We start from the raw sequence: 20805 nt of genomic DNA on the forward strand, positions 1-20805 counted from the left end.
GTCAGATTGACGTCCGCTCTCGCAAATGCAGCGAGGCGAGGAACTCCTGCCGCGTTTCCGGCTGGTCTCTGAAAACGCCGAGCATGCGGCTGGTCACCATCGAGACGCCCGGCTTGTGAACGCCGCGGGTGGTCATGCATTGGTGTGTGCCTTCGATCACCACCGCGACGCCCATCGGCTGTAGAACCTTATCCAGACAGGCTGCGATTTCCGCGGTCATCTTCTCCTGGATTTGAAGTCGCTTGGCGTACACATCGACCAATCGCGCAAGTTTCGAAATGCCCACCACGCGCCGGCGGGGCAAATAGGCGATATGCGCCTTGCCGATGATCGGGGCCAGATGGTGCTCGCAGTGGGACTCGAACGGAATGTCGCGCAACGCAACGATTTCATCGTAGCCGGCGACCTCCTCAAAGGTCCTGCTGAGGTACTGACGCGGATCCTGCTGGTAGCCTGAGAACCATTCTTCAAACGCACGGGCCACGCGGCCCGGCGTGCCGGCGAGCCCCTCGCGACGCGGATCGTCGCCGGCCCAGCGGAGCAGCACCCGGACGGCGTCTTCGGCTTCCGACCGTGACGGCTTTTGAAGCGAGCGAGCACGAGCCGATTTCGCCATGATGCCGGACACTCCAGGACAACCTTACGGGACAGCTTTCTCTCAATTCGCTGCTGTCTTTGAAGGTTCCCGCCGGGACGACGATCGCTGCGGGCGGACTGTCGATCGGTCAGCGCTCGCCGGCGAGCCCGGTGAGCATCGCCAGCGCCTGCAGCACCGACAGCCTGCGCACTTCGCTGCGGCCGAGATCGCCGAAGCGCCGCTCGCGGTGGGTGAGGCGGCCATCGCGCGCTGCCGCCGCGAAATGCACGAGGCCCACCGGTTTCTCGGCCGTGCCGCCGCCCGGGCCGGCGATGCCGGTGATGGCCACGGCTAGATCGGCGGGCGAATGCTTGAGCGCGCCTTTGGCCATGGCCTCGGCGGTCTCGCGGCTCACCGCGCCGTGCGCGCGCAGCGTCTCCGCCGGCACGCCGAGCATCTGCTCTTTCGCTTCGTTGGTGTAGGTGACGAAGCCGCGGTCGACCACCGCCGATGAGCCGGCGATCTCCGTGAGCGCGCCGGCCACGAGCCCGCCGGTGCAGGACTCGGCTGTCGCCACCGTCAGCTTCTTTGCCTTGCACAGATCGAGCAGGACGGTTGCGGCGGCTAGCGTCTCGCGATCCGCCATCGGCGCGCCCGCTACCAGGACCAGGGCAGGCGGACCGTCGCGGTCGCCATCGCCACGATGCCTTCGCGGCGGCCGACAAAGCCCATTTCCTCGCTGGTCGTGGCTTTGACCGCAACGCGATCCACCGCGATCTCGGCGATATCGGCAATGCGCTTTCGCATCGCGTCGCGATGCGGCCCGATCTTGGGCGCTTCGCAGACGATGGTGACGTCGATGTGAGCCACCTTGCCGCCGCGCTTGGTCACGCGCTCCACCGCAAACTTCAGGAACTGGTCGGACGAGGCACCCCGCCAGCGCGGATCGCTGGGCGGAAAGTGCTTGCCGATGTCGCCGTCGGCGATCGCGCCGAGAATCGCGTCGACGATCGCATGGAGCGCCACGTCGGCGTCGGAATGGCCGGTGACGCCCTGGTCGTGCGGAATGCGAAGCCCGCCAAGCCACACGTGATCGCCTTCGCAAAAGGCATGCACGTCGTAGCCGTTGCCGAGCCTCAGATCGGCGAGACTTGCGATGCGACGCGCCTCGGCCTTGGCGAAGTCCTCGTCGGTGGTGAGCTTCACGTTGCCGCTTTCTCCCGCAAATACCGTAACCTTGTGACCGGCCCATTCGAACAGCGCCGCATCGTCAGTGAAATCCTGACGGCCATCCCTGGCGGCCTTGCGATGCGCCTCGAGCAGTGCTGCGAAGTTGAAGGCTTGCGGCGTCTGCACCGAGCGAAGCTCGCTTCTGTCGACCGTGCCGGTGACGCGGCCTTGGGCATCGACGCGCTTGATCGTGTCGGTGACTTCGAGCGCGGGGATCGCAGCGCCGGTTTCGGCACAAGCGGTGATCGCGCGCGACACAAGTTCTGCTGAACAGAACGGCCGCGCCGCGTCGTGGATCAGCACGATGTCTGGCGCACTCGTGCTCAACGCTTCAAGGCCGGCGAGCACTGAGGCCTGCCTGGAGGCACCTCCTGCCACGGGTGGCAGCAGTTTGAGGCCAACTGCCGCAGCGTCGTAGTAGGTCCGGTCGTCCGGGTGGATAACGCTCTGCACAGCGCCGACCTGTCCGTGCCAGGACAGCAGGGACAGGCTCGAACGGATCACAGGCTCGCCGGCTAACTGCCGGTATTGTTTGGGTAAACTGCCACCGGCGCGGACTCCGCGTCCGGCAGCGACCACCACGGCGGCAACAGAAGGCTCCATCGAAAATCCCAGCAAAATCACGGTTTCGGTGCAGGCTTTACCGCGTTCGCCGCATCCACAAAAGGATTTCCACTGGCGGTGTTTATGGTGCAATGCAGCACTTGCGCTGCTCCGCGAATTGATTAAACTATATGCACGATTGGTTCCGCCTAATACATAGGCAAGACGTGAGCGCGACAAACCACAGACGGGATTTGGACTGGGCCACCGGCGGCTTCTGCATCGGCAATGTTGCGGTGCAGAATCGCGTCGTACTTGCGCCAATGTCCGGCGTCACCGACGCGCCGTTCCGCCGTCTCGTCTCCGAACTCGGCGCGGGTCTCGTGGTCTCCGAGATGACGGCGAGCGATGCGCTGATCGAGGGGGATCGCAACGCTGTGCTGCGCATCGAAGGGCAGGGCGTCGGCACGCATGTGGTGCAGCTCGCCGGCTGCGAGCCGCACTGGATGGCTGAGGGCGCCAGGATCGCCGAAGGCGCGGGCGCCGACATCATCGACATCAACATGGGTTGTCCGGCGAAGCACGTCGCCAACAAGCAGTCGGGATCGGCGCTGATGCGCGATCTCGATCATGCACTGACCTTGATCGAAGCAACCGTCGGCGCGGTGGCGCTTCCGGTGACGCTGAAGATGCGGCTCGGCTGGGACGACAGGTCGATCAACGCGCCGGAATTGGCGCGCCGCGCGCAGAACGCCGGCATCCGGCTGATCACCGTTCATGGCCGCACGCGATGCCAGTTCTACACCGGCAAGGCCAATTGGGATGCGATCCGCGCCGTCAAGGACGCGATCTCGATCCCGCTGGTGGTCAACGGCGATATCCGCGGCTTCGTCCATGCGGACGAGGCATTGCGGGCGTCCGGCGCCGATGCCGTGATGGTCGGACGCGCCGCGCAGGGCCGGCCGTGGCTTCCGGGTCAGATCGCGCGCTATATCGAGACCGGTCACAAGGAGACGGCTCCGCCGCTCACGCAGCAGTTCAAACTCGTCGCAGCCCTCTATGACGAAATGCTCGACCATCACGGGCTGCGCATCGGGCTCAAGCATGCCCGCAAGCATCTCGGCTGGGCGCTGGACGCGGCCGCAGCCTCGGCCGGCGTTGCGTTCGACACGCTGAAACGCTGGCGCGGCACGGTGCTGACCAGCGAGACGCCGGCCGAAGCCCGCACGCGGCTCGCCGAAGCCTACGACGCATTCGCCTGTGGAGCCCCCGCATGAGCGAAGCCAGCATGCGCACGACCAGCAGCGTCACCCACCAGCAGCGCTCTGCCGATGCGGTGCTCAATGCACTGCCGCTGCCCGTGATCACGGTCGCTGCTGACGGCAAGATCGCTGACGCCAATGTCGCGGCTGAGAGCTTTTTCGAGGCCTCGGTGGCGCTCCTTCGCCGGCAGCAACTGCGCGATCTGGTGCCGTTCGGCAGTCCGTTGCTGGCGCTGGTCGAGCAGGTGCGCGACCGCGGCGCGGCCGTCAACGAATACAAGGTGGACCTTTCGACGCCGCGCAATCCCGGCGACCGTTTGGTGGACCTTCACGTCGCGCCGCTTCCGGAGCGGCCCGACCATGTGGTGGTGATGCTCCAGGAGCGCACCATCGCGGACAAGATGGACCGTCAGCTCACCCATCGGGGTGCGGCGCGCTCGGTGAGTGCGCTCGCCGCGATGCTTGCTCACGAGATCAAGAATCCGCTGTCCGGCATCCGCGGTGCGGCGCAGCTCCTTGAACAATCGGCCGACGACGACGACCGCACGCTGACGCGTCTCATCTGCGACGAGGCCGACCGCATCGTGAAGCTCGTCGACCGCATGGAGGTGTTCTCCGACGAGCGCCCGGTCGAGCGCGAGCCGGTGAACATCCATGTCGTGCTGGAGCACGTCAAACGCCTGGCACAGTCGGGCTTCGGGCGTCACATCAAGTTCGTCGAAATCTACGATCCTTCGCTGCCGTCGGTGTTCGCCAACCGCGACCAGCTGGTCCAGGTGTTCCTCAATCTGGTGAAAAACGCCGCCGAGTCGATCGGAGAGAGCCCGGCCGATGGCGAGATCCAGATCACCACGGCGTTCCGCCCGGGCGTGCGGCTGTCGCTGCCCGGCTCGAAATCTCGGGTTTCATTGCCGCTGGAATTCTGCATCAAGGACAACGGGCCGGGCGTGCCCGAAGACCTGATGCCGCATCTGTTCGATCCGTTCGTGACGACCAAACCGACCGGCTCGGGGCTCGGCCTCGCGCTCGTTGCCAAGATCGTCGGCGATCACGGCGGCATCATCGAATGCGAATCGCAGCAGAAGCACACGGTGTTCCGCGTGCTGATGCCGATGTTCACTGGTGACGGCGCCGGGCCTTCACCCGCTTAGGACCAAAGGACTCGAGAGAGGACCCAAACAGGGCTCAAGAGGATTCCATGCCAGCGGGAAGCATTCTGGTCGCCGACGACGATGCGGCGATAAGGACTGTGCTCAACCAAGCGCTATCGCGCGCAGGTTACGAAGTGCGGTCGACCGGCAACGCCGCCACTCTGTGGCGGTGGGTCAGCCAGGGCGAGGGCGATCTGGTCATCACCGATGTGGTGATGCCGGACGAAAACGCCTTCGATCTGTTGCCGCGGATCAAGAAGCTCAGACCCAATCTGCCCGTGCTCATCATGAGCGCGCAGAACACCTTCATGACCGCGATCCGCGCCTCCGAGCGCGGCGCCTACGAGTATCTGCCCAAGCCCTTCGACCTGAAGGAATTGATCTCGATCGTCGGCCGCGCGCTGTCGGAGCCGAAGGAAAAGCCCACCGACGCTGCCAAGCCCGAGGACATGGACTCGATCCCGCTGGTCGGCCGCTCGGCCGCGATGCAGGAGATCTACCGTCTGGTCGCACGCCTGATGCAGACCGATCTCACGGTGATGATCTCGGGCGAGTCCGGCACCGGCAAGGAGCTCGTGGCGCGCGCGCTGCACGATTACGGCAAGCGGCGCAGCGGCCAGTTCGTTGCCATCAACATGGCGGCGATCCCGCGCGACCTGATCGAGTCCGAGTTGTTCGGCCACGAGAAGGGCGCCTTCACCGGCGCCAACACCAGGTCGTCCGGCCGTTTCGAGCAAGCCGAAGGCGGCACGCTGTTCCTCGACGAGATCGGCGACATGCCGATGGAGGCGCAGACGCGGCTCCTGCGCGTGCTGCAGCAGGGCGAATACACCACTGTCGGCGGCCGCACGCCGATCAAGAGCGACGTGCGCATCATCGCCGCGACCAACAAGGACCTGCGTCAGCTCATTCAACAGGGCCTGTTCCGCGAAGACCTGTTCTTCCGGCTCAACGTCGTGCCGCTGCGGCTACCGCCGCTGCGCGAGCGCGTCGAGGACATTCCCGACCTGATCCGGCACTTCTTCACGCTCGCCGAGCGCGAGGGCCTGCCGCAGAAGCAGATCGACCAGGCGGCGCTCGAACGGATGAAGCGCTACCGCTGGCCCGGCAATGTGCGCGAGTTGGAGAACCTCGCGCGCAGGCTCGCGGCGCTCTATCCGCAGGAGACCATCACCTCGGCGGTGATCGATGCCGAGCTGTCCCAGCCCGTCGCGGTCTCGGCCGACAAGCCTGCGACCGAGGACGCGCTCTCCGCCGCGGTCGAACGCAATCTGACCCGGTACTTTGCAGGCTTCGAGAACAGCCTGCCGCCGCCCGGCCTCTATCACCGCATCCTGCGAGAGATCGAGTATCCTCTGTTGTCGGCGGCGCTCGCGGCCACCCGGGGCAACCAGATCCGGGCCGCGGATCTCCTGGGCCTCAACCGCAACACGCTTCGCAAGAAGATCCGGGACCTGGACATCCAGGTGATCCGCACCAGCGGTTAGCCAGCGGCCACCGGCTGTCACCGAATTGTCACCAAGCTTTCTTTGCGGGCGCGTGAAGCGCCCGCAAAATGTCTCAATCGAGCAACATGGTGTTGCATCAACGCATCAGTCGGCCTATCCAGCCGGCCGGGGGCGGGGTTGTGGCCTGATGCGTTGGGACAGACGGCCCCTGCCGGGGCTGACGGGGCATGATGACAAGTATCGCCAGCGTAGACAGCACCACGTCTGCCGAATTGGCCGCTCCTGGACAAGAGAACCTCGCCATGCGGGTTCTGGGTCCGGTGGCAGCGGGGCTGGCCATGCTGTCGGCGTTCACCACCTTCGTGGTGCTGGCCGATCTGACCCCGATCGCACCGACCCATTCCGTCGTGGTCACGCTTCTGCTGGCCAACGCGCTGACCGTGTTCCTGCTGCTCGGCATCATCGGCCGCGAGGTCTGGATGGTCGTGCAGGCGAGGCGGCGGGGCCGTGCCGCAGCACGCCTGCATATTCGGATCGTCGCGCTGTTTGCCGTGATTGCCGCCGTGCCCGCCATGCTGGTGGCGCTCGTTGCCAGCGTCACCCTCGACCGCGGCCTCGACCGGCTGTTCTCCACCCGGACCAAAGCGATCATCGAGAATTCGCTGGTCGTCGCCGACGCCTATCTGCAAGAGCACGCTCAGATGATCCGCGGCGACATCATGGCGATGTCATTCGATGTGTCGCGGGCCAAGCCCCTGTTCGACAGCGAGCGCGAGCGGTTCAAGCAGTTCTTCTCGGCGCAGGCGCGGGTGCGGGGCCTCACCGCCGCGGTGATCATCAACAAGGACACCTCGGTCATCGAGCGGGCCGAGATCAGCTCAGATCAGCCGATCCCGCTGCCCGACGCGCCGGGGCTCAGCACCGTCACTGAAAGCGATCCGCAGATCGGCATGCTGCTGAACGTCAACGCGGTCGCCGCGGTGATCAAGCTGCACGGCTACGACAACGCCTACCTCAGCATCCTGCGCCCCCTCGACCCGCGAGTCGTGTCGCAGCTCCGTGAGACCCAGGCCACCGTCAGCGACTTCGCCAACATCCAGGAGCGGCGCTTCGGCGTGCAGCTCGCCTTCGGGCTGATGTACACCGTGATCGCGCTTGCGATCCTTTTATCGGCCGCCTGGCTCGGGCTCAATTTCGCCAACCAGCTGGTGGCTCCGATCCGGCGCCTGATCGGCGCCGCGAACCTCGTCTCGACCGGCAATCTCCATGTCCAGGTGCCGGTGCAGCGGTCGGAGGGCGACCTCGCCAATCTCGGCGAGACCTTCAACCGGATGACCTACGAGCTACGCACCCAGCGCGACGACATTGTGCGCGCGCGCGACGTCATGGATCAGCGGCGGCGCTTCACCGAAGCGGTGCTGGCCGGCGCCAGCGCCGGCGTGATTGGCGTCGACGGCGAGGGGCGGATCAGCCTGCTCAATCGCTCGGCCGAAAAGCTGATCGACCGGCTCGAGGCCGACGCCATCGGCCATTCCTTGGTCGATGTGGTTCCGGAGCTGACCGAGCTTCTCACCAATGCGCAGCTTGGTTTGCAGCGCCTGGTGCAGGGGCAAGTGACGCTGAACCGGCAGAACCGCGAGCGCAACCTGTCGGTGCGCGTCACCACGGAGCAATCGCCCGACGCGCTGCACGGCTATGTGGTCACGCTCGATGACATCACCGAACTCGTGATCGCGCAGCGAAGCTCGGCCTGGGCCGACATCGCCCGCCGCATCGCCCACGAGATCAAGAACCCGCTGACGCCCATCCAGCTCTCCGCCGAGCGGCTGCGCAGAAAATACGGCAAGTCGATCACCGAGGATCCGGCGGTGTTCATCCAGTGCACCGACACCATCGTGCGCCAGGTCGACGACATCAAGCGCATGGTCGACGAGTTCTCGAAGTTCGCCCGCATGCCCAAGGCCGTGATGGAGCCCGAGGACATCGCCGACACGGTGCGCCAGGTGGTCTTCCTGATGCGGGTCGGCCATGCCGACATCGACATCGATCTCGAGCTCACCGAAGATCCGATGAAGGCGCGCTTCGACCGGCGATTGATCTCGCAAGGCCTGACCAACATCATCAAGAATGCCAGCGAAGCGATCGCGGCGGTGCCGCAGAGCGACCGCGGACGCGGCCATATCCGCGTCATTGCCAGCCGCGAGGACACCGACGTCACCATCGATGTGATCGACAACGGCATCGGCCTCCCGAAGGAAAACCGCAACCGGCTGCTCGAGCCTTACGTCACCACCCGCGAGAAGGGCACCGGCCTTGGTCTCGCCATTGTCGGCCGCATTCTCGAGGATCATGGCGGCGGCATCGAGTTGCGCGATGCGTCCGATAAATTCCCCGGTGAGCGCGGCGCCTGGATGCGGTTGAAGTTCAAAGCGGAGACCGAGGCTGCCGCCCCGTCGATCGATGCGGCGAAGGCCGATAGCGACGCTTCTCACCTCGATAAAGCCAAAGTTACCAGCGAGCGATAGGTCCTATGGCGTCTGATATTCTCATCGTCGATGACGAGGCTGACATTTGCGAACTCGTCGCGGGCCTGCTCCAGGACGAGGGCTACGGCACGCGCACGGCGCGCGACAGCGACTCGGCCTTGAACGAAATCAAGAGCCGCAGGCCGAACCTCGTGTTCCTCGACATCTGGCTGCAAGGGAGCCGCCTCGACGGGCTGCAATTGCTCGATTCGGTCAAGGAGATTCATCCCGAACTTCCGGTGGTGATGATCTCGGGCCACGGCAACATCGAGACCGCGGTCGCGGCCATCAAGCGCGGCGCCTACGACTTCATCGAGAAGCCGTTCAAGGCCGATCGTCTGGTGCTGGTTGCCGACCGGGCGCTCGAAACCTCGCGGCTGAAGCGCGAGGTGAGGGAGCTCAAGGCCATCGCGCCGCAGACGACCGGCATGGTCGGCCGCTCGCCTGCCATCAACCAACTCCGCCAGGCCGTCGAGAAGATCGCACCGACCAACAGCCGGATCATGATCGTCGGCCCATCCGGCGCCGGCAAGGAGCTCGCGGCGCGGCATCTGCACTCGCTGTCATCGCGGGCAGGTGGGCCGTTTGTGGTGATCAATGCCGCGGCGATCACGCCGGAGCGCATGGAGATCGAGCTGTTCGGCGTCGAGCAGAGCAACGGCAGCCAGCAGCGCAAGGTCGGCGCGCTGGAAGAGGCCCATGGCGGCACGCTGTTCATCGACGAAATCGCCGATATGCCGCGCGACACCCAGAACAAGATCCTGCGCGTTCTGGTCGATCAGACCTTCCAGCGCGTCGGCGGCTCGACCAAGGTCGCGGTCGACGTCCGCATCGTGTCCTCGACCAGCCGCAACATCGAGGCCGAGATTGCGGCCGGTCATTTCCGCGAGGACCTCTACCACCGGCTGTCGGTGGTGCCGATCCGCGTGCCTCCGCTCGCCGAGCGGCGCGAAGACATTCCCGAACTCGTGACTTATTTCATGGAGCAGATCTCGCAGTCCACCGGCCTGCCGCAGCGAAAGATCGGCGGCGACGCCATGGCGGTGCTGCAGTCCCACGACTGGCCAGGCAACGTCCGGCAGCTCCGCAACAACGTCGAGCGGTTGATGATCCTCGCCGGCGGCGATCCGGAGGCCACCATCAGCGCCAGCATGCTGCCGCAGGACGTGGGCTCCATGGTGCCGGGGATGCCGAACGGCCAGGGCGGCGAGCAGCTGATGGGCCTGCCGCTGCGCGAAGCGCGCGAGCTGTTCGAGCGCGAATATCTGATGGCCCAGATCAACCGCTTCGGTGGCAACATCTCCCGCACAGCCGAATTCGTCGGCATGGAGCGCTCGGCGCTGCATCGCAAGCTCAAGGCATTGGGCATCGGTTAGTTTGGGTATCGGCTAGCGCGAGCGCAAATTCGTTCAAGGGAAAACCATGTCGCGGATCGCCTACGTCAACGGCCGCTATCTTCCGCTCGCTTATGCCAGCGTGAACATCGAGGACCGCGGCTATCAATTCTCCGACGGAGTCTACGAGGTCTGCGAGGTCAAGGGCGGCCGGCTGATCGACGAGCGACGGCATATCGAGCGGCTTGGGCGCTCGCTGTCGGAGCTTCGCATCGTCATGCCGATGGCAACGGAATCGCTCGGCGTCATCATGCGCGAAGTGGTTCGGCGCAATCGCGTGCGCTGGGGTATTGTTTATTTGCAGATAACCCGCGGCGTGTCGCGGCGCGATCATGCCTTCCCGCCGGCCGGCACCAGGCCCAGCATCGTCGTCACAGCGCGCAATCTCGATCAGGCCAATGCCGAGAAGCTTGCGACCGAAGGCGTCGCGGTGATCTCTGTGCCAGAGAACCGCTGGGAGCGCGTCGACATCAAATCCGTGTCGCTGCTCCCCAACGTGCTCGCCAAGCAGACGGCGCGCGAGCACGGCGCCCGCGAGGCCTGGTTTGTCGACAAGCAGGGCTTCGTCACCGAGGGCTCGTCGTCGAACGCCTGGATCGTGACGAAGAACAACACCGTGGTCACACGACATGTCGACCAGGGCATCCTGAAAGGGATCACCCGCACCGTTGTGCTCGACATCATCGCGGCCCAGGGGTTCAAGCTCGACGTGCGGCCGTTCACGATGGACGAGGCCTATCAGGCCAAAGAGGCCTTCATCACCTCGGCCAGCCAGACTGTCATGCCGGTGATCAAGATTGACGGCCGGCCGGTCGGTAATGGGGCGCCGGGGCTCCTCTCCACGGCCCTCCGAAAGGACTATTATCGTCACGCCGAGGTGGGCTGACGCCGGCCATTCGGTACATCCGCAAGTAAAACGGTGCTGGAATCACACGTATTTTTTGCAAATACGCCATGAAGTTGTGCTTGCGCTGCAACAATTCGTGCCATCTAATACAAAGGCTACTACAGAGGCCCCAAGTCCTATGGCCTATAACGCGTTGGGCCCCAGTGACTTGTAAACAAACGTCTCGTGGCTGAGGGGGTCGCGAGCAAAAAATAAATGGACCAACGGCATGGCAGCCGACCGAGCACAAAATCTTCAAGACACATTTCTCAATCACGTACGCAAAAGCAAAGTCCCACTTACGATTTTCCTGGTCAACGGCGTCAAACTGCAGGGCGTCGTAACGTGGTTCGATAACTTCTGCGTCCTGCTGCGGCGGGATGGTCACTCGCAATTGGTGTACAAGCACGCCATATCGACGATCATGCCGGGACATCCGATCCAGTTGTTCGAAGGTGCCGAGGAACCGTTAGGGGACAAGGCCTAGTTGGAGCCGCGCCGCCGCGACACGCAAGCCGACGGGCTGACCCCGACAGGTTCAGCCACGGGCCGTGCGATTGTCATCGGTCCCTATCTGCGGCGCCCGCCCACGCGCGGCGCCGCCGCACGCGTTGCCGAACAGGGTGAGCGCGCGCCTGCCGCACGGCTCGAAGAAGCCGTGGGACTGGCGCTCGCCATCGACCTTGATGTGGCGCAGTCCGGCATTGTCGCGCTCAACGAGATCAGGCCCGCGACCTATATCGGCAAGGGCAAGGTCGATGAGATTGCCGGCCTCGTGAAGAGCCTGGAAGCCGGCATTGTCATCGTCGACGGCGCGCTATCGCCCGTGCAGCAGCGCAATCTGGAAAAGGCCTGGAACGCCAAGGTGCTCGACCGCACCGGGCTGATCCTGGAGATCTTCGGCCGAAGGGCGCGAACGAAAGAGGGCGCACTCCAGGTCGAACTCGCGCACCTCACCTATCAAAGAAGCCGGCTGGTGCGCTCCTGGACCCACCTGGAACGCCAGCGCGGCGGCTTCGGCTTCCTGGGCGGTCCTGGCGAGAGCCAGATCGAGACCGACCGCCGTCTCATCGAGGAACGAGTCCGCCGCATCGAGGACGAGCTCGAGAAGGTCAAGAAGCGACGCAAGCTGCATCGCGCCAGCCGCGCCCGCGTGCCGTATCCGATCGCGGCGCTGGTCGGCTACACCAATGCCGGCAAGTCGACATTGTTCAACAGGCTGACTCGGGCGACCGTGCTCGAAGCCGACATGCTGTTCGCCACGCTCGACCCGACGCTGCGCGCCGTCGAGCTGCCGAGCGGCATGAAGATCATCCTGTCCGACACCGTGGGCTTCATCTCGGACCTTCCGACCATGCTGGTGGCAGCCTTCCGCGCCACGCTGGAAGAGGTGATCGAGGCCGACGTGATCCTGCATGTGCGCGACGTCTCGCACGAGGACACCGAGGCACAGTCGCACGATGTCGAGGAGGTGTTGCGCGCGCTCGGCATCGATCCGAACGACGAGCAGCGTCTGATCGAAGTGTGGAACAAGGTCGACCGTCTCGACGAGGCCGGCCGCACGCGGCTTGCGAACCTCGCCGAGCGCAGGCCGTCAGGCCAGCGGCCGGTGCTGGTCTCCGCCATTACCGGGGAGGGCGCCGAGGCGCTGATCGCCGCGATCGAGCGGCGGCTCGCCCAGCGCCGCATCGTGCTCGATCTCATTCTCGATCCGGCCGACGGGGCCGGCGTAAGCTGGCTGCATCGCCACACCGAGGTGATGGAGAAATCGCTCAGCGACGACGGCAAGCTTGCGATGACGGTGCGGGTCGATCCCGACAAGGCTGGTGCGGTCAAGACCAAATTTCAGATGCACTGACCGGCACCCCGTAGCGCCACCCTGTCGCTCCCGTCTACAGTTCACCCAAAAGCTGGCACATGACCGGCTGCGAGGGGGGAATTGCACATGGCATCGTCTGCGAATGTCGGCGCGCGCCTGGATCGCCTGCCGATCTCGCCGTTCCACACCCGCATCTTCGCTTTGGTCGGCGCCGGCATGTTCTTCGACGGCTACGACCTCTACGTCGCTGGCGGCGTGCTCGCCTCGACGATCCAGACCAAGTTCTCGACGCTGCCACAGAACCTGCAGTTTCTCTCGCTCACATTCGTGGGCATGACGCTCGGCTCGCTCATCACCGGCTTTGTCGGCGACAAGATGGGGCGCCGATTCACCTACCAGATCAACCTGCTGGTGTTCGGGCTCGCTTCGCTTGCCGCGGCCTTCGCGCAGGACATGACGCAGCTCATCATCTGCCGCTTCGTCCAGGGGCTTGGGCTCGGGGCCGAAATCGTGGTCGGCTATTCGACCATGACCGAGTTCGTACCGCCGAAGACCCGCGGGCGCTGGCTCGCGTTCATGGCGTTCATCACGGTGGCCGGATTTCCGGTCACCGCGATCCTCGGCTATCTCATCATCCCGACCTGGGGCTGGCGACCGATGTTCGTGATCGCCGGCGTTGGCTCGCTGATCGTCTGGTACCTGCGCAAGAACCTGCCGGAATCGCCGCGCTGGCTGGAAGCGCAAGGCCGAACCGCCGAGGCCGATGCCCTGATGACGACGATCGAGCAAGAGGTCGAGCGGAGCGCCGGCCCGCTGCCGGCACCGGCCGCTGCCGTTGTGACGCCGCAGGCCCGCGCCATGGACATGCTGCGATCGCCCATGCTCCAGCGCATGATCGTGGGCTCCTGGGTGCTCATCACGATCAACACGCTGATCTTCGGTTTTGTGATCTTCCTGCCGCAGTTCTTCCTGCGTCAGGGCCTGACCATCACCAATTCGCTCGCCTACACCATGGTGCTGGCAATCGCCTCGCTGGTCGGCTGCGCGCTCGGAGCCTGGTCGTCGGACGCCATCGGCCGGCGCGTCAGCATCATCGGCGCGTCGATCGTCACCATCGTGCTCGGGTATTGGTATGCACGCTCGAATGCCGCGTCCGACGCGGCCACGGTGCTAACCGTCGGATTCTTCCTGATCGTTGCGATCTATGTGCAGACCGCCATGCTGTTCGGCGTCTACACGCCCGAACTGTTTCCGACCGAAATCAGGCTGCGTGCCAACGGCATTTGCAACACGTTCGGCCGCGGAGCGACCGTGGTGTCGCCCTTTGTGGTCGGTTTTCTGATGGTCAATTACGGCCTGCCGGGCGTGGTCTGGCTCATGATCGGATTGGTGGTTGTTCAGATCGTTGTCGTGGGCGCCTGGGGCGTTGAACCACGCGCCCGGGCGCTGGAAGATGTCGCTGCGAAGGCGTGACACCGTGCGAACACTCGCGCGAGCAGGACTGGTTGCCGCAGCGCTTGCGACCGGATTGTGCATGGCATCGGCCGAGCCGATCACGCTTCGCTTCGGCCAGATCCCATCGACCGTGCGCGGCACGTCGTCGGTCTATCTGCACTTGGCCGACAGCAAGGGCTTCCTGAGCCGCGAGGACATCAAGCTCGAACGCGTCCTGATCCCGGGCGGCACCGACAAGATGGTGGCGGCTCTCGAACGCGGCGAAGTCGATGTCACGCAGACCGCGACGCCGTACCTGATCGAAGCGGTGCTGCGCGGCTCCAACGCGGTTGGGATCGCCAGCGAAACCGCCAACCCGATCTACAGCCTGATCGTGAAGCCCGAGATCGCAAGCTACTCGGAGCTCAAGGGCAGGCTCATCGGCCTGTCGCTATCGATCGACATGATCTCGGTCTCGATGCGCAAGCTCCTGGCGTTGCATGGCCTTGGCGCGACCGATTATCGCGTCAAGGAGCTGGTCGGCACGCCGGTGCGGTTCGATTGCCTGAAGACCGGCGAATGCGACGCGGTGCCGCTCAGCCAGCCGGAGGATCTGATCGCGACGGCGGCGGGCTATCGGAGGCTCGGAATCTCGACCGAAGCGGTCTCGGCCTTCCAGTTCCAGCTCTTGGCGGTGAAGCGCGCGTGGGGCGCGGAGCACAAGGACGTGCTCGTGCGTTTCCTGCGGGCGCTCGCCTCGTCGTTCCGCTACTTCCGCGATCCGGCCCATCGCGAGGAGGTCATCCAGACCATGGTGACCGTCACCGGCACGCCGGAGGCGATCGCGCGGCAGACGCTCGCGCTCTATCTCGAACCCGATCGCGGCGTGATGCCCAAGGCCGGCGAGATGAGCCTGCCGGGCCTGGCGCAAGTGATCGCGTTCATGGAGGAGAGGGGCGTAATCAAATCACCGGCGCCGGGGCCGGAACGCTTTGTCGACCGGCAGTATCTGCAGGCCGCGGGCATATCGGATTAAGCGCCTTGCTTTTCAGCCGCCTTGGCGGCGTCCCACAGCGCGTCCATCTCGGCGAGCGTCGCGTCCTGCGGCCGCTTGCCTTGCGCTTCCAGCGCGCGTTCGATCGAGGCAAAGCGGCGGACGAATTTCTGATTGCAGCCGCGCAACGCGGCCTCAGGATCAGTGCCGAGATGCCGCGCGAGGTTGACCATCGCGAACAACAGATCGCCGACCTCGGCCGAAGCCTTGTCGCGATCGCCCGAGGCGATCTCGGCTTCGATCTCGTCGCATTCCTCGCGGATCTTCGCCAGCACCGCCTTTGGATCGTTCCAGTCGAAGCCGACCTTGCCGGCTTTGTCCTGAAGCTTCAGCGCGCGGGTGAGGGCGGTCATGCCGAGCGGCACGCCGGCCAGCGCTCCGCTCTCCACCGGCATGCCGCGGGCGGCCATCCTCGCCTTTTTCGCGGCCTTCTCCTTGGCCTTGATCTGGTCCCACAGGCCGTTGACCTCGTCGACGGTCTTGCCTGTGAGGTCGCCAAACACGTGCGGATGGCGCCGGATGAGCTTTTCGGTGATGGCCTGCACCACGTCGCCGAACTCGAACGCGCCCTGCTCCTGCGCCATCCGCGCATGGAATACGACCTGGAGGAGGAGGTCGCCCAGCTCGTCGCACAAGTCGTCAAGATCGCCACGGGCGATGGCGTCGGCCACCTCGTAGGCCTCTTCGAGCGTGTAGGGCGCAATGGTCGCGAAATTCTGCTCGAGGTCCCACGGACAGCCCGTGCCGGGCGTGCGCAATGCCGCCATGATCTCGATGAGCCTGGCGATGTCCTTGGATGGCTTCACAGTCGGTCGCCGCTCAGGTCTTCTTCTTGTCCGTGGACGGCGCCAGCGCGACGACGGCTTCCGTCGTGAGCAGCAGGAATGTCAGCGTCTCCTGCAGATAGAGCCGCACGACGCTGTCGGTGTGGCTGAGATAGCCGATCGACACGTCCTGGCCGATATGCAGGTCGAAATCGCCGCCCCGGGTGGTGAGCACGAAAGCACCAGCCAGCGCCGGAGCCCAGATGATCTCGTCTTTGACGAGCTTTCTGATGTGCTCGAGCACCGGATAGCCGTGGTCGCTGGACTCCGACAGCGCCGTGTAGGCATCGGCGCCGAGCAGCACCGAGTAGGGCCCGTTGACCCCGACGAGCCGCAACTGGCTCAACGCCTGGGCAATGGCGTCCGGATAGTGACGCACATCGGACGGCAACGTCATGACCGGATTGCTGGTGCCCTGGCGGATGCCGCCGATGCCCGCCGCGGCGTAACCATCGAAAATGGCGCGGTCCTCGGCAAAGGCGATCTTCTGGGCGGCATCCTTCGCCGGCTGCCAGTCGGAGTCTTCCGCGCCGCGCTCGACATCGTCGATCTGCTGGCGATCCAGTTCGAACGGCACGCGAAACTCGACGAGCGCTTTGACGTCGCGCTGCCGCGCGATGATGCCGTCACCGGGGGCCGTGATCGGCTTCAGGTGGCCGGTGCCGACGGCAGAAAGGCCGACGCCACCAGGGCCGTTGACGTCCACCACACGACGGGCGGCGAGATAGCGCTTGAGCGTGCGCTTGGTCTCTTCCTCGATGTCTGCCCACGCCGCCTCGGAAATCGGGGCCAGCTCGCGATGAAGGTTATTCATGACGGTCTTCTCCTTTAAGCGAGCCGATGCCGAGCGAACCATCCGACACGCCCGCGGATGGCGCGGGCTCGGTTGCCGGCGGCGAGGGCGGCGTTGCCGCACCGCCATCGTCGGCCTCGACGGCGTCCAAAAATGTCGCCGATGGCACAAAGAACAGTGTCCCGGTGACCGCACGGCTGAAATCGAGCAGATGGTCGTAATTGCCCGGCGGGCGGCCGATGAACATGTTCTCGATCATCTGCTCGGTGACCCGGGGCGTCCGGCAATAGCCGATGAAGTAGGTGCCGAACTCGCCCGCGCCCGCATTCCCGAACGGCATGTTGTCGCGCAGGATCTGCAGCTGCTGGCCGTTCTCGGTGATCACGGTGAGGGCGCTGTGCGCCGAGGTCGGCTTGGTTGCAGCGTCCATTTCGATGTCGGTGAGCTTGGCGCGGCCGATGATGCGCTCCTGCGCCTCGGTCGACAGCGCGTTCCAACCGGCCATATCGTGCAGATATTTCTGCACGATGACGTAACTGCCGCCGATGAATGCGGGGTCCTCCTCGCCGATGATCGCAGCCTCGGCCACCGCCTGGCCGCGCGGATTCTCGGTGCCATCGACGAAGCCCAGGAGATCGCGGTCGTCGAAATAACGAAACCCGTGAACCTCATCGACCACCGAAACCGCGTCGCCCAGACTCGCCATGACCTGGGTCGCGAGCTCGAAGCAGAGGTCCATGTTCCTGGCGCGGATGTGAAACAGCAGATCGCCCGGCGTCGAGACCGCATGGCGGGAGCCCGCCTTGATCTCGCGGAATGGATGCAGTCCGGCCGGCCGATGCTGCCCGAACACGCGATCCCATGCGTCCGAACCGATCCCCATGACGCAGGTCAGGCCCGCCTCCAGGTTGCGGAATTCCACCGCGCGGACCAACCCCGCAAGGTCCGCGCAAAACGAGCGGACCGCCGTGCGAGCATCCGGGCCCGGATTGATCGTCACAACCAGAAAAATCGCCGCCCGGGTGAGGGGTGACGCAACCGCTTGCGAAACCACGCCATCCACAGCCGCCGTGGCCGTGGTTGTTAACGGGACATCCTGCATGGGTTCCATACTGCCCTGCTCACCGGGAGATCGCAAAGGCAGACAAAACATGTCCACTTTGCGTCCCGGTGACCGGGCGACGGGAGCCGGAGCACCGTCGTTCTAGTGGCCGTGGTCGGTGGAATCCCGGGCAGCCTCGAACAGGAACCAAGTGCGCTTTTCGGTCTGGTCGAGCCAGTTCTCGATCAGGCTCGCAGTCGCGACATCGTCGTGATCGTCGGCCACCTCGTGAGCCTCGCGCATCCGCTGGGCGACCTTCTTGTTGTCATGCATCAGCTCCTTGAGCATGTCGCCCGGCGGGACGAAATCCTCGTCATTGTCCTCGATGCTTTGGAGCTTGGCGACGTGGCCGATCGAGCGGAGCGTGGTACCGCCGATCTTGCGGACGCGCTCGGCCATGTCGTCGGTGGCGGCGAAGATCTCGGCGGCCTGATCGTCGAGCAGCAGATGGTAGTCGCGGAAATGTGGCCCGCTGACATGCCAGTGGAAATTCTTGGTCTTGAGGTACAGCGCAAAGGCATCCGCCAGCAGCCCGTTCAGGGCCTCGGATACGGCGGTCACTGCGGCTTCATCGAGATCGGTCGGCGTGTCGAGCCCGGCGGCGGGCCTGCGCGTCTTCAGCTTGGTCACTTTGCTCACGGGGGCACCTCGGATGGAAATAGGATTTGGGCGGCCGGGACAGCGTCCGCGCACGACAACCACCGGTCCTGGAGGCCGTTCCATAGAGCCGGGCGAGCAGCAAAGCCGGCTTGCTCGGAGGCTACGCCCTAATTCGCATAAGACATATTATGGAATATTTTTATTAGATCGTATTTGCCGGAACGTACGGAGATAGATCGCTAAAATTGTCGAGGAATTGGCGATAAGGCCTGGATACTTCGTGAGTTTCTGCATCGAAAATATAACGCACCGCCCTCGACTGACGCGATTTATCAAAACAATAGCGAGAAATACTAAGAGGTCACTTTAAGAACGCCAGGGCGCGTCGTCGTCTCGAACGGCAGGGTCAACCGGCCTTGAGATGGGCGGCTCGAACCACCTTGCCCCATTTCTCGATTTCGTCGGCAACGAACCGGCGGTACTCGGCCTGGGTCATCACCGCCGGGACTGCGCCCAGATCCGCGAGCCGGCCTTTGACCTTGGCGTCGGCCAGACCCGCATTGATCTCCTTGTTGAGCCTGGCAGTGATCTCGGCAGGCGTGCCTTTGGGAGCGCCGACCCCGAACCAGATGCTCGCCTCATATCCGGGAACGAAGTCGCTCAGAGGCTGAACATCCGGCAGCGCCTCGGACCGCGTCGCTGTGGTCACCGCCAGCGGCCGCAGTTCGCCGGATCGGATGTGTCCGAGTGACGAAACGACCGGATCGAACATGAGCTGCACCTGGCCGCCGAGAAGATCGTTCATCGCCGGCGCCTGGCCGCGATATGGCACATGAACGATGTCGACGCCGGTCATCTGCTTGAACATCTCGCCGGCGATATGGGCTGCGAATCCAGTGCCGCCCGACCCAAAGCTGATCTTGCCGGGGTTGGCCTTGGCATAGGCGACGAACTCGGGGACCGTCTTGGCCGGAAACGACGAATTCACGACCATCACGAAGGGCCCGCGAATGACGCAGGCAATCGGCACGATGTCGCGCGTCAGGCTGAAGCTGAGTCCGGGATAGAACGTCGCGTTGATGGCGTCTGACGTCGCGGTGAAATGCAGCGTGTAGCCGTCAGGCGCAGCACGCACGGCCGCTTCCGTGCCGATGTTCCCGCCTCCGCCGCCCCGGTTTTCGATGATGAACTGTTGCCCCAGCCGGTCGGACAGCCATGAGCCGATCAGCCGGGCCAGAATGTCCGCCGAGCCGCCAGCCGCAGCCGTCACGATCACACGCACCGGTCGCGACGGATAAGCTTGAGCGCTGGCCATCCGGGACAGCGCCGGCAGCGCGACCGCACCGGCCGACAGACTGAGAAACACGCGACGGGAAGCGCTCATCGTTTTACCGGATCGTGGATGACTCACTCAGCAGCGGTCGCGGACCGCCGGCCGCTTTCAAGTTTCGCGATCAGATCGTCGGTCGACTGCACATCGCCGAAGGTGACGAGGAACTTGCCGAGCGTGTGATTGTGCAAGGCATCGGTCTGGTCGGCGTTGCCGTCCGAAACCATGATGGTGCGGTATCCCCACATTGCGGCATCGCGCGCCGTCGACTCGCAGCAGCTGCTGGTGGCGACGCCCGTGATGAGCAGCGTGTCGATCCCGTTGTGCTTCAGCACGGTATCGAGTTCGCAAGGATAGGGAATGAAGGCGGAGTAGCGGGTTTTTAATGCGATCTTGTCCTCGGGACGCACTTCGCACGTCTCGTAGATCGGAAAGCCCGCCCCGTCCTTGGCCAGCAGCGTCTGGCGACGGCTCCAGCCCTCGGCGCTCAAAGCCTCTCTCCGGTTTGCCCAGTCGTCAGGTTCGTTGATCAGCGCCTCGGTCTGGATCCAGACGACGATGCCGCCTGCCGCGCGCGTTGCCTGCGCCAGCCGGTTGATATTGGGCACGATGGCCTTAGCGACCGGCGCAGCAGCCGGCATGCCGTCCTGGACGAAGAAATTCTGCATGTCGACGACCACCAAAGCGGTCCTGGCAGCATCGAGTGTTTCATGGGCGTTGAGCCGGCCACCGCGGCTCGACTTCGCGCGGTTCACGAAATACTCGTCGATCTGCTGCTTGTGCATGGCGCGTCCAGATGACTGCTGAGGCGAAGACAGCTCAGCCTATCCCGG

At 64.6% G+C, this 20805-nt stretch carries 18 protein-coding genes and 1 pseudogene; 10 read left to right on the forward strand and 9 right to left on the reverse strand.

The genetic code is table 11. The features are described 5' to 3' along the window. Window position 1: 1 nt before the first annotated feature. From folE to RHPLAN_RS21385, 3 genes and pseudogenes are all read right to left on the reverse strand, one after another. Entirely contained in the window at window positions 2-616 is a 615-nt protein-coding gene (folE, locus tag RHPLAN_RS21375; RefSeq protein ID WP_068031611.1) for a GTP cyclohydrolase I FolE, read from the reverse strand. A 121-nt stretch (window positions 617-737) separates the two neighbouring features. Continuing rightward, a pseudogene (locus RHPLAN_RS21380) lies at window positions 738-1223 on the reverse strand (CinA family protein); the annotation flags it as partial. An 11-nt stretch (window positions 1224-1234) separates the two neighbouring features. After that, entirely contained in the window at window positions 1235-2410 is a 1176-nt protein-coding gene (locus RHPLAN_RS21385; protein WP_068021676.1) for a bifunctional 2-C-methyl-D-erythritol 4-phosphate cytidylyltransferase/2-C-methyl-D-erythritol 2,4-cyclodiphosphate synthase, read from the reverse strand. 194 nt (window positions 2411-2604) lie between these two features. On the opposite strand from RHPLAN_RS21385, the gene dusB reads away from it, so the two are divergent. From dusB to RHPLAN_RS21435, 10 genes are all read left to right on the forward strand, one after another. Then, a complete protein-coding gene (dusB, locus tag RHPLAN_RS21390) occupies window positions 2605-3627 on the forward strand; it encodes a tRNA dihydrouridine synthase DusB (RefSeq protein ID WP_068021679.1) in 1023 nt (340 codons plus the stop codon). Next, window positions 3624-4763: a two-component system sensor histidine kinase NtrB gene (locus RHPLAN_RS21395; protein WP_068021681.1), complete on the forward strand. Its 1140-nt coding sequence runs from the start codon at window positions 3624-3626 to the stop codon at window positions 4761-4763. The genes dusB and RHPLAN_RS21395 overlap by 4 nt, the downstream gene beginning before the upstream one ends. A 47-nt stretch (window positions 4764-4810) precedes the next feature. After that, window positions 4811-6250, forward strand: coding sequence for a nitrogen regulation protein NR(I) (gene ntrC / locus RHPLAN_RS21400; protein ID WP_068021683.1), 1440 nt, complete (start codon window positions 4811-4813; stop codon window positions 6248-6250). Between the two features lie 191 nt (window positions 6251-6441). Beyond that, the gene (locus RHPLAN_RS21405; protein ID WP_084246591.1) at window positions 6442-8736 is read left to right on the forward strand and encodes a sensor histidine kinase NtrY-like; all 2295 of its coding nucleotides are present in this window, start codon (window positions 6442-6444) and stop codon (window positions 8734-8736) included. Between the two features lie 5 nt (window positions 8737-8741). Beyond that, complete coding sequence (ntrX, locus tag RHPLAN_RS21410) at window positions 8742-10112, forward strand: nitrogen assimilation response regulator NtrX (RefSeq protein WP_068021685.1); 1371 nt, start codon at window positions 8742-8744, stop codon at window positions 10110-10112. Window positions 10113-10158: 46 nt separating this feature from the next. After that, window positions 10159-11016 (forward strand): D-amino-acid transaminase, encoded by an 858-nt coding sequence (locus RHPLAN_RS21415; RefSeq protein ID WP_068021687.1) that lies wholly within the window; start codon window positions 10159-10161, stop codon window positions 11014-11016. A gap of 229 nt (window positions 11017-11245) precedes the next feature. Then, complete coding sequence (gene hfq, locus RHPLAN_RS21420) at window positions 11246-11503, forward strand: RNA chaperone Hfq (protein ID WP_068021688.1); 258 nt, start codon at window positions 11246-11248, stop codon at window positions 11501-11503. After that, complete coding sequence (gene hflX / locus RHPLAN_RS21425) at window positions 11504-12874, forward strand: GTPase HflX (protein ID WP_068021690.1); 1371 nt, start codon at window positions 11504-11506, stop codon at window positions 12872-12874. 87 nt (window positions 12875-12961) lie between these two features. Beyond that, the gene (locus RHPLAN_RS21430; protein WP_068021692.1) at window positions 12962-14308 is read left to right on the forward strand and encodes an MFS transporter; all 1347 of its coding nucleotides are present in this window, start codon (window positions 12962-12964) and stop codon (window positions 14306-14308) included. A 61-nt stretch (window positions 14309-14369) separates the two neighbouring features. Continuing rightward, window positions 14370-15305 (forward strand): ABC transporter substrate-binding protein, encoded by a 936-nt coding sequence (locus RHPLAN_RS21435; protein ID WP_068021694.1) that lies wholly within the window; start codon window positions 14370-14372, stop codon window positions 15303-15305. Here the strand turns inward: RHPLAN_RS21435 and mazG are convergent. The 6 genes from mazG to RHPLAN_RS21465 all read right to left on the reverse strand — a co-directional run bounded on the left by mazG (window position 15302) and on the right by RHPLAN_RS21465 (window position 20727). Beyond that, the gene (mazG, locus tag RHPLAN_RS21440) at window positions 15302-16129 is read right to left on the reverse strand and encodes a nucleoside triphosphate pyrophosphohydrolase (protein ID WP_068021695.1); all 828 of its coding nucleotides are present in this window, start codon (window positions 16127-16129) and stop codon (window positions 15302-15304) included. The two genes, RHPLAN_RS21435 and mazG, sit on opposite strands and share 4 nt — an antisense overlap. A gap of 13 nt (window positions 16130-16142) precedes the next feature. Further along, window positions 16143-16961, reverse strand: coding sequence for a family 1 encapsulin nanocompartment shell protein (locus RHPLAN_RS21445; RefSeq protein ID WP_068021697.1), 819 nt, complete (start codon window positions 16959-16961; stop codon window positions 16143-16145). Next, window positions 16954-18042, reverse strand: a complete 1089-nt coding sequence (locus RHPLAN_RS21450) for a Dyp-type peroxidase (protein WP_068031618.1) — start codon at window positions 18040-18042, stop codon at window positions 16954-16956. Before RHPLAN_RS21450 ends, RHPLAN_RS21445 begins: the two co-directional genes overlap by 8 nt. A gap of 102 nt (window positions 18043-18144) precedes the next feature. Next, a complete protein-coding gene (locus RHPLAN_RS21455; RefSeq protein WP_068031621.1) occupies window positions 18145-18672 on the reverse strand; it encodes a Dps family protein in 528 nt (175 codons plus the stop codon). A 376-nt stretch (window positions 18673-19048) separates the two neighbouring features. Next, window positions 19049-20026, reverse strand: a complete 978-nt coding sequence (locus RHPLAN_RS21460) for a Bug family tripartite tricarboxylate transporter substrate binding protein (RefSeq protein ID WP_068021700.1) — start codon at window positions 20024-20026, stop codon at window positions 19049-19051. Window positions 20027-20049: 23 nt separating this feature from the next. After that, a complete protein-coding gene (locus tag RHPLAN_RS21465) occupies window positions 20050-20727 on the reverse strand; it encodes a cysteine hydrolase family protein (protein WP_198164440.1) in 678 nt (225 codons plus the stop codon). Between the last annotated feature and the right edge of the window lie 78 nt (window positions 20728-20805).

Source organism: Rhodoplanes sp. Z2-YC6860 (genome assembly GCF_001579845.1).
Taxonomy (GTDB): Bacteria; Pseudomonadota; Alphaproteobacteria; order Rhizobiales; family Xanthobacteraceae; genus Z2-YC6860.

What these genes read in the sequence shown, in the direction of transcription:
- RHPLAN_RS21460 (WP_068021700.1), bottom strand. Translation starts at nt 20,026, where the DNA reads ATGAGCGCTTCCCGTCGCGTGTTTCTCAGTCTGTCGGCCGGTGCGGTC.
- RHPLAN_RS21445 (WP_068021697.1), bottom strand. Translation starts at nt 16,961, where the DNA reads ATGAATAACCTTCATCGCGAGCTGGCCCCGATTTCCGAGGCGGCGTGG.
- hfq (WP_068021688.1), top strand. Translation starts at nt 11,246, where the DNA reads ATGGCAGCCGACCGAGCACAAAATCTTCAAGACACATTTCTCAATCAC.
- RHPLAN_RS21435 (WP_068021694.1), top strand. Translation starts at nt 14,370, where the DNA reads ATGGCATCGGCCGAGCCGATCACGCTTCGCTTCGGCCAGATCCCATCG.
- ntrX (WP_068021685.1), top strand. Translation starts at nt 8,742, where the DNA reads ATGGCGTCTGATATTCTCATCGTCGATGACGAGGCTGACATTTGCGAA.
- ntrC (WP_068021683.1), top strand. Translation starts at nt 4,811, where the DNA reads ATGCCAGCGGGAAGCATTCTGGTCGCCGACGACGATGCGGCGATAAGG.
- RHPLAN_RS21405 (WP_084246591.1), top strand. Translation starts at nt 6,442, where the DNA reads ATGACAAGTATCGCCAGCGTAGACAGCACCACGTCTGCCGAATTGGCC.
- RHPLAN_RS21430 (WP_068021692.1), top strand. Translation starts at nt 12,962, where the DNA reads ATGGCATCGTCTGCGAATGTCGGCGCGCGCCTGGATCGCCTGCCGATC.
- folE (WP_068031611.1), bottom strand. Translation starts at nt 616, where the DNA reads ATGGCGAAATCGGCTCGTGCTCGCTCGCTTCAAAAGCCGTCACGGTCG.
- RHPLAN_RS21395 (WP_068021681.1), top strand. Translation starts at nt 3,624, where the DNA reads ATGAGCGAAGCCAGCATGCGCACGACCAGCAGCGTCACCCACCAGCAG.
- RHPLAN_RS21450 (WP_068031618.1), bottom strand. Translation starts at nt 18,042, where the DNA reads ATGCAGGATGTCCCGTTAACAACCACGGCCACGGCGGCTGTGGATGGC.
- RHPLAN_RS21385 (WP_068021676.1), bottom strand. Translation starts at nt 2,410, where the DNA reads ATGGAGCCTTCTGTTGCCGCCGTGGTGGTCGCTGCCGGACGCGGAGTC.
- RHPLAN_RS21415 (WP_068021687.1), top strand. Translation starts at nt 10,159, where the DNA reads ATGTCGCGGATCGCCTACGTCAACGGCCGCTATCTTCCGCTCGCTTAT.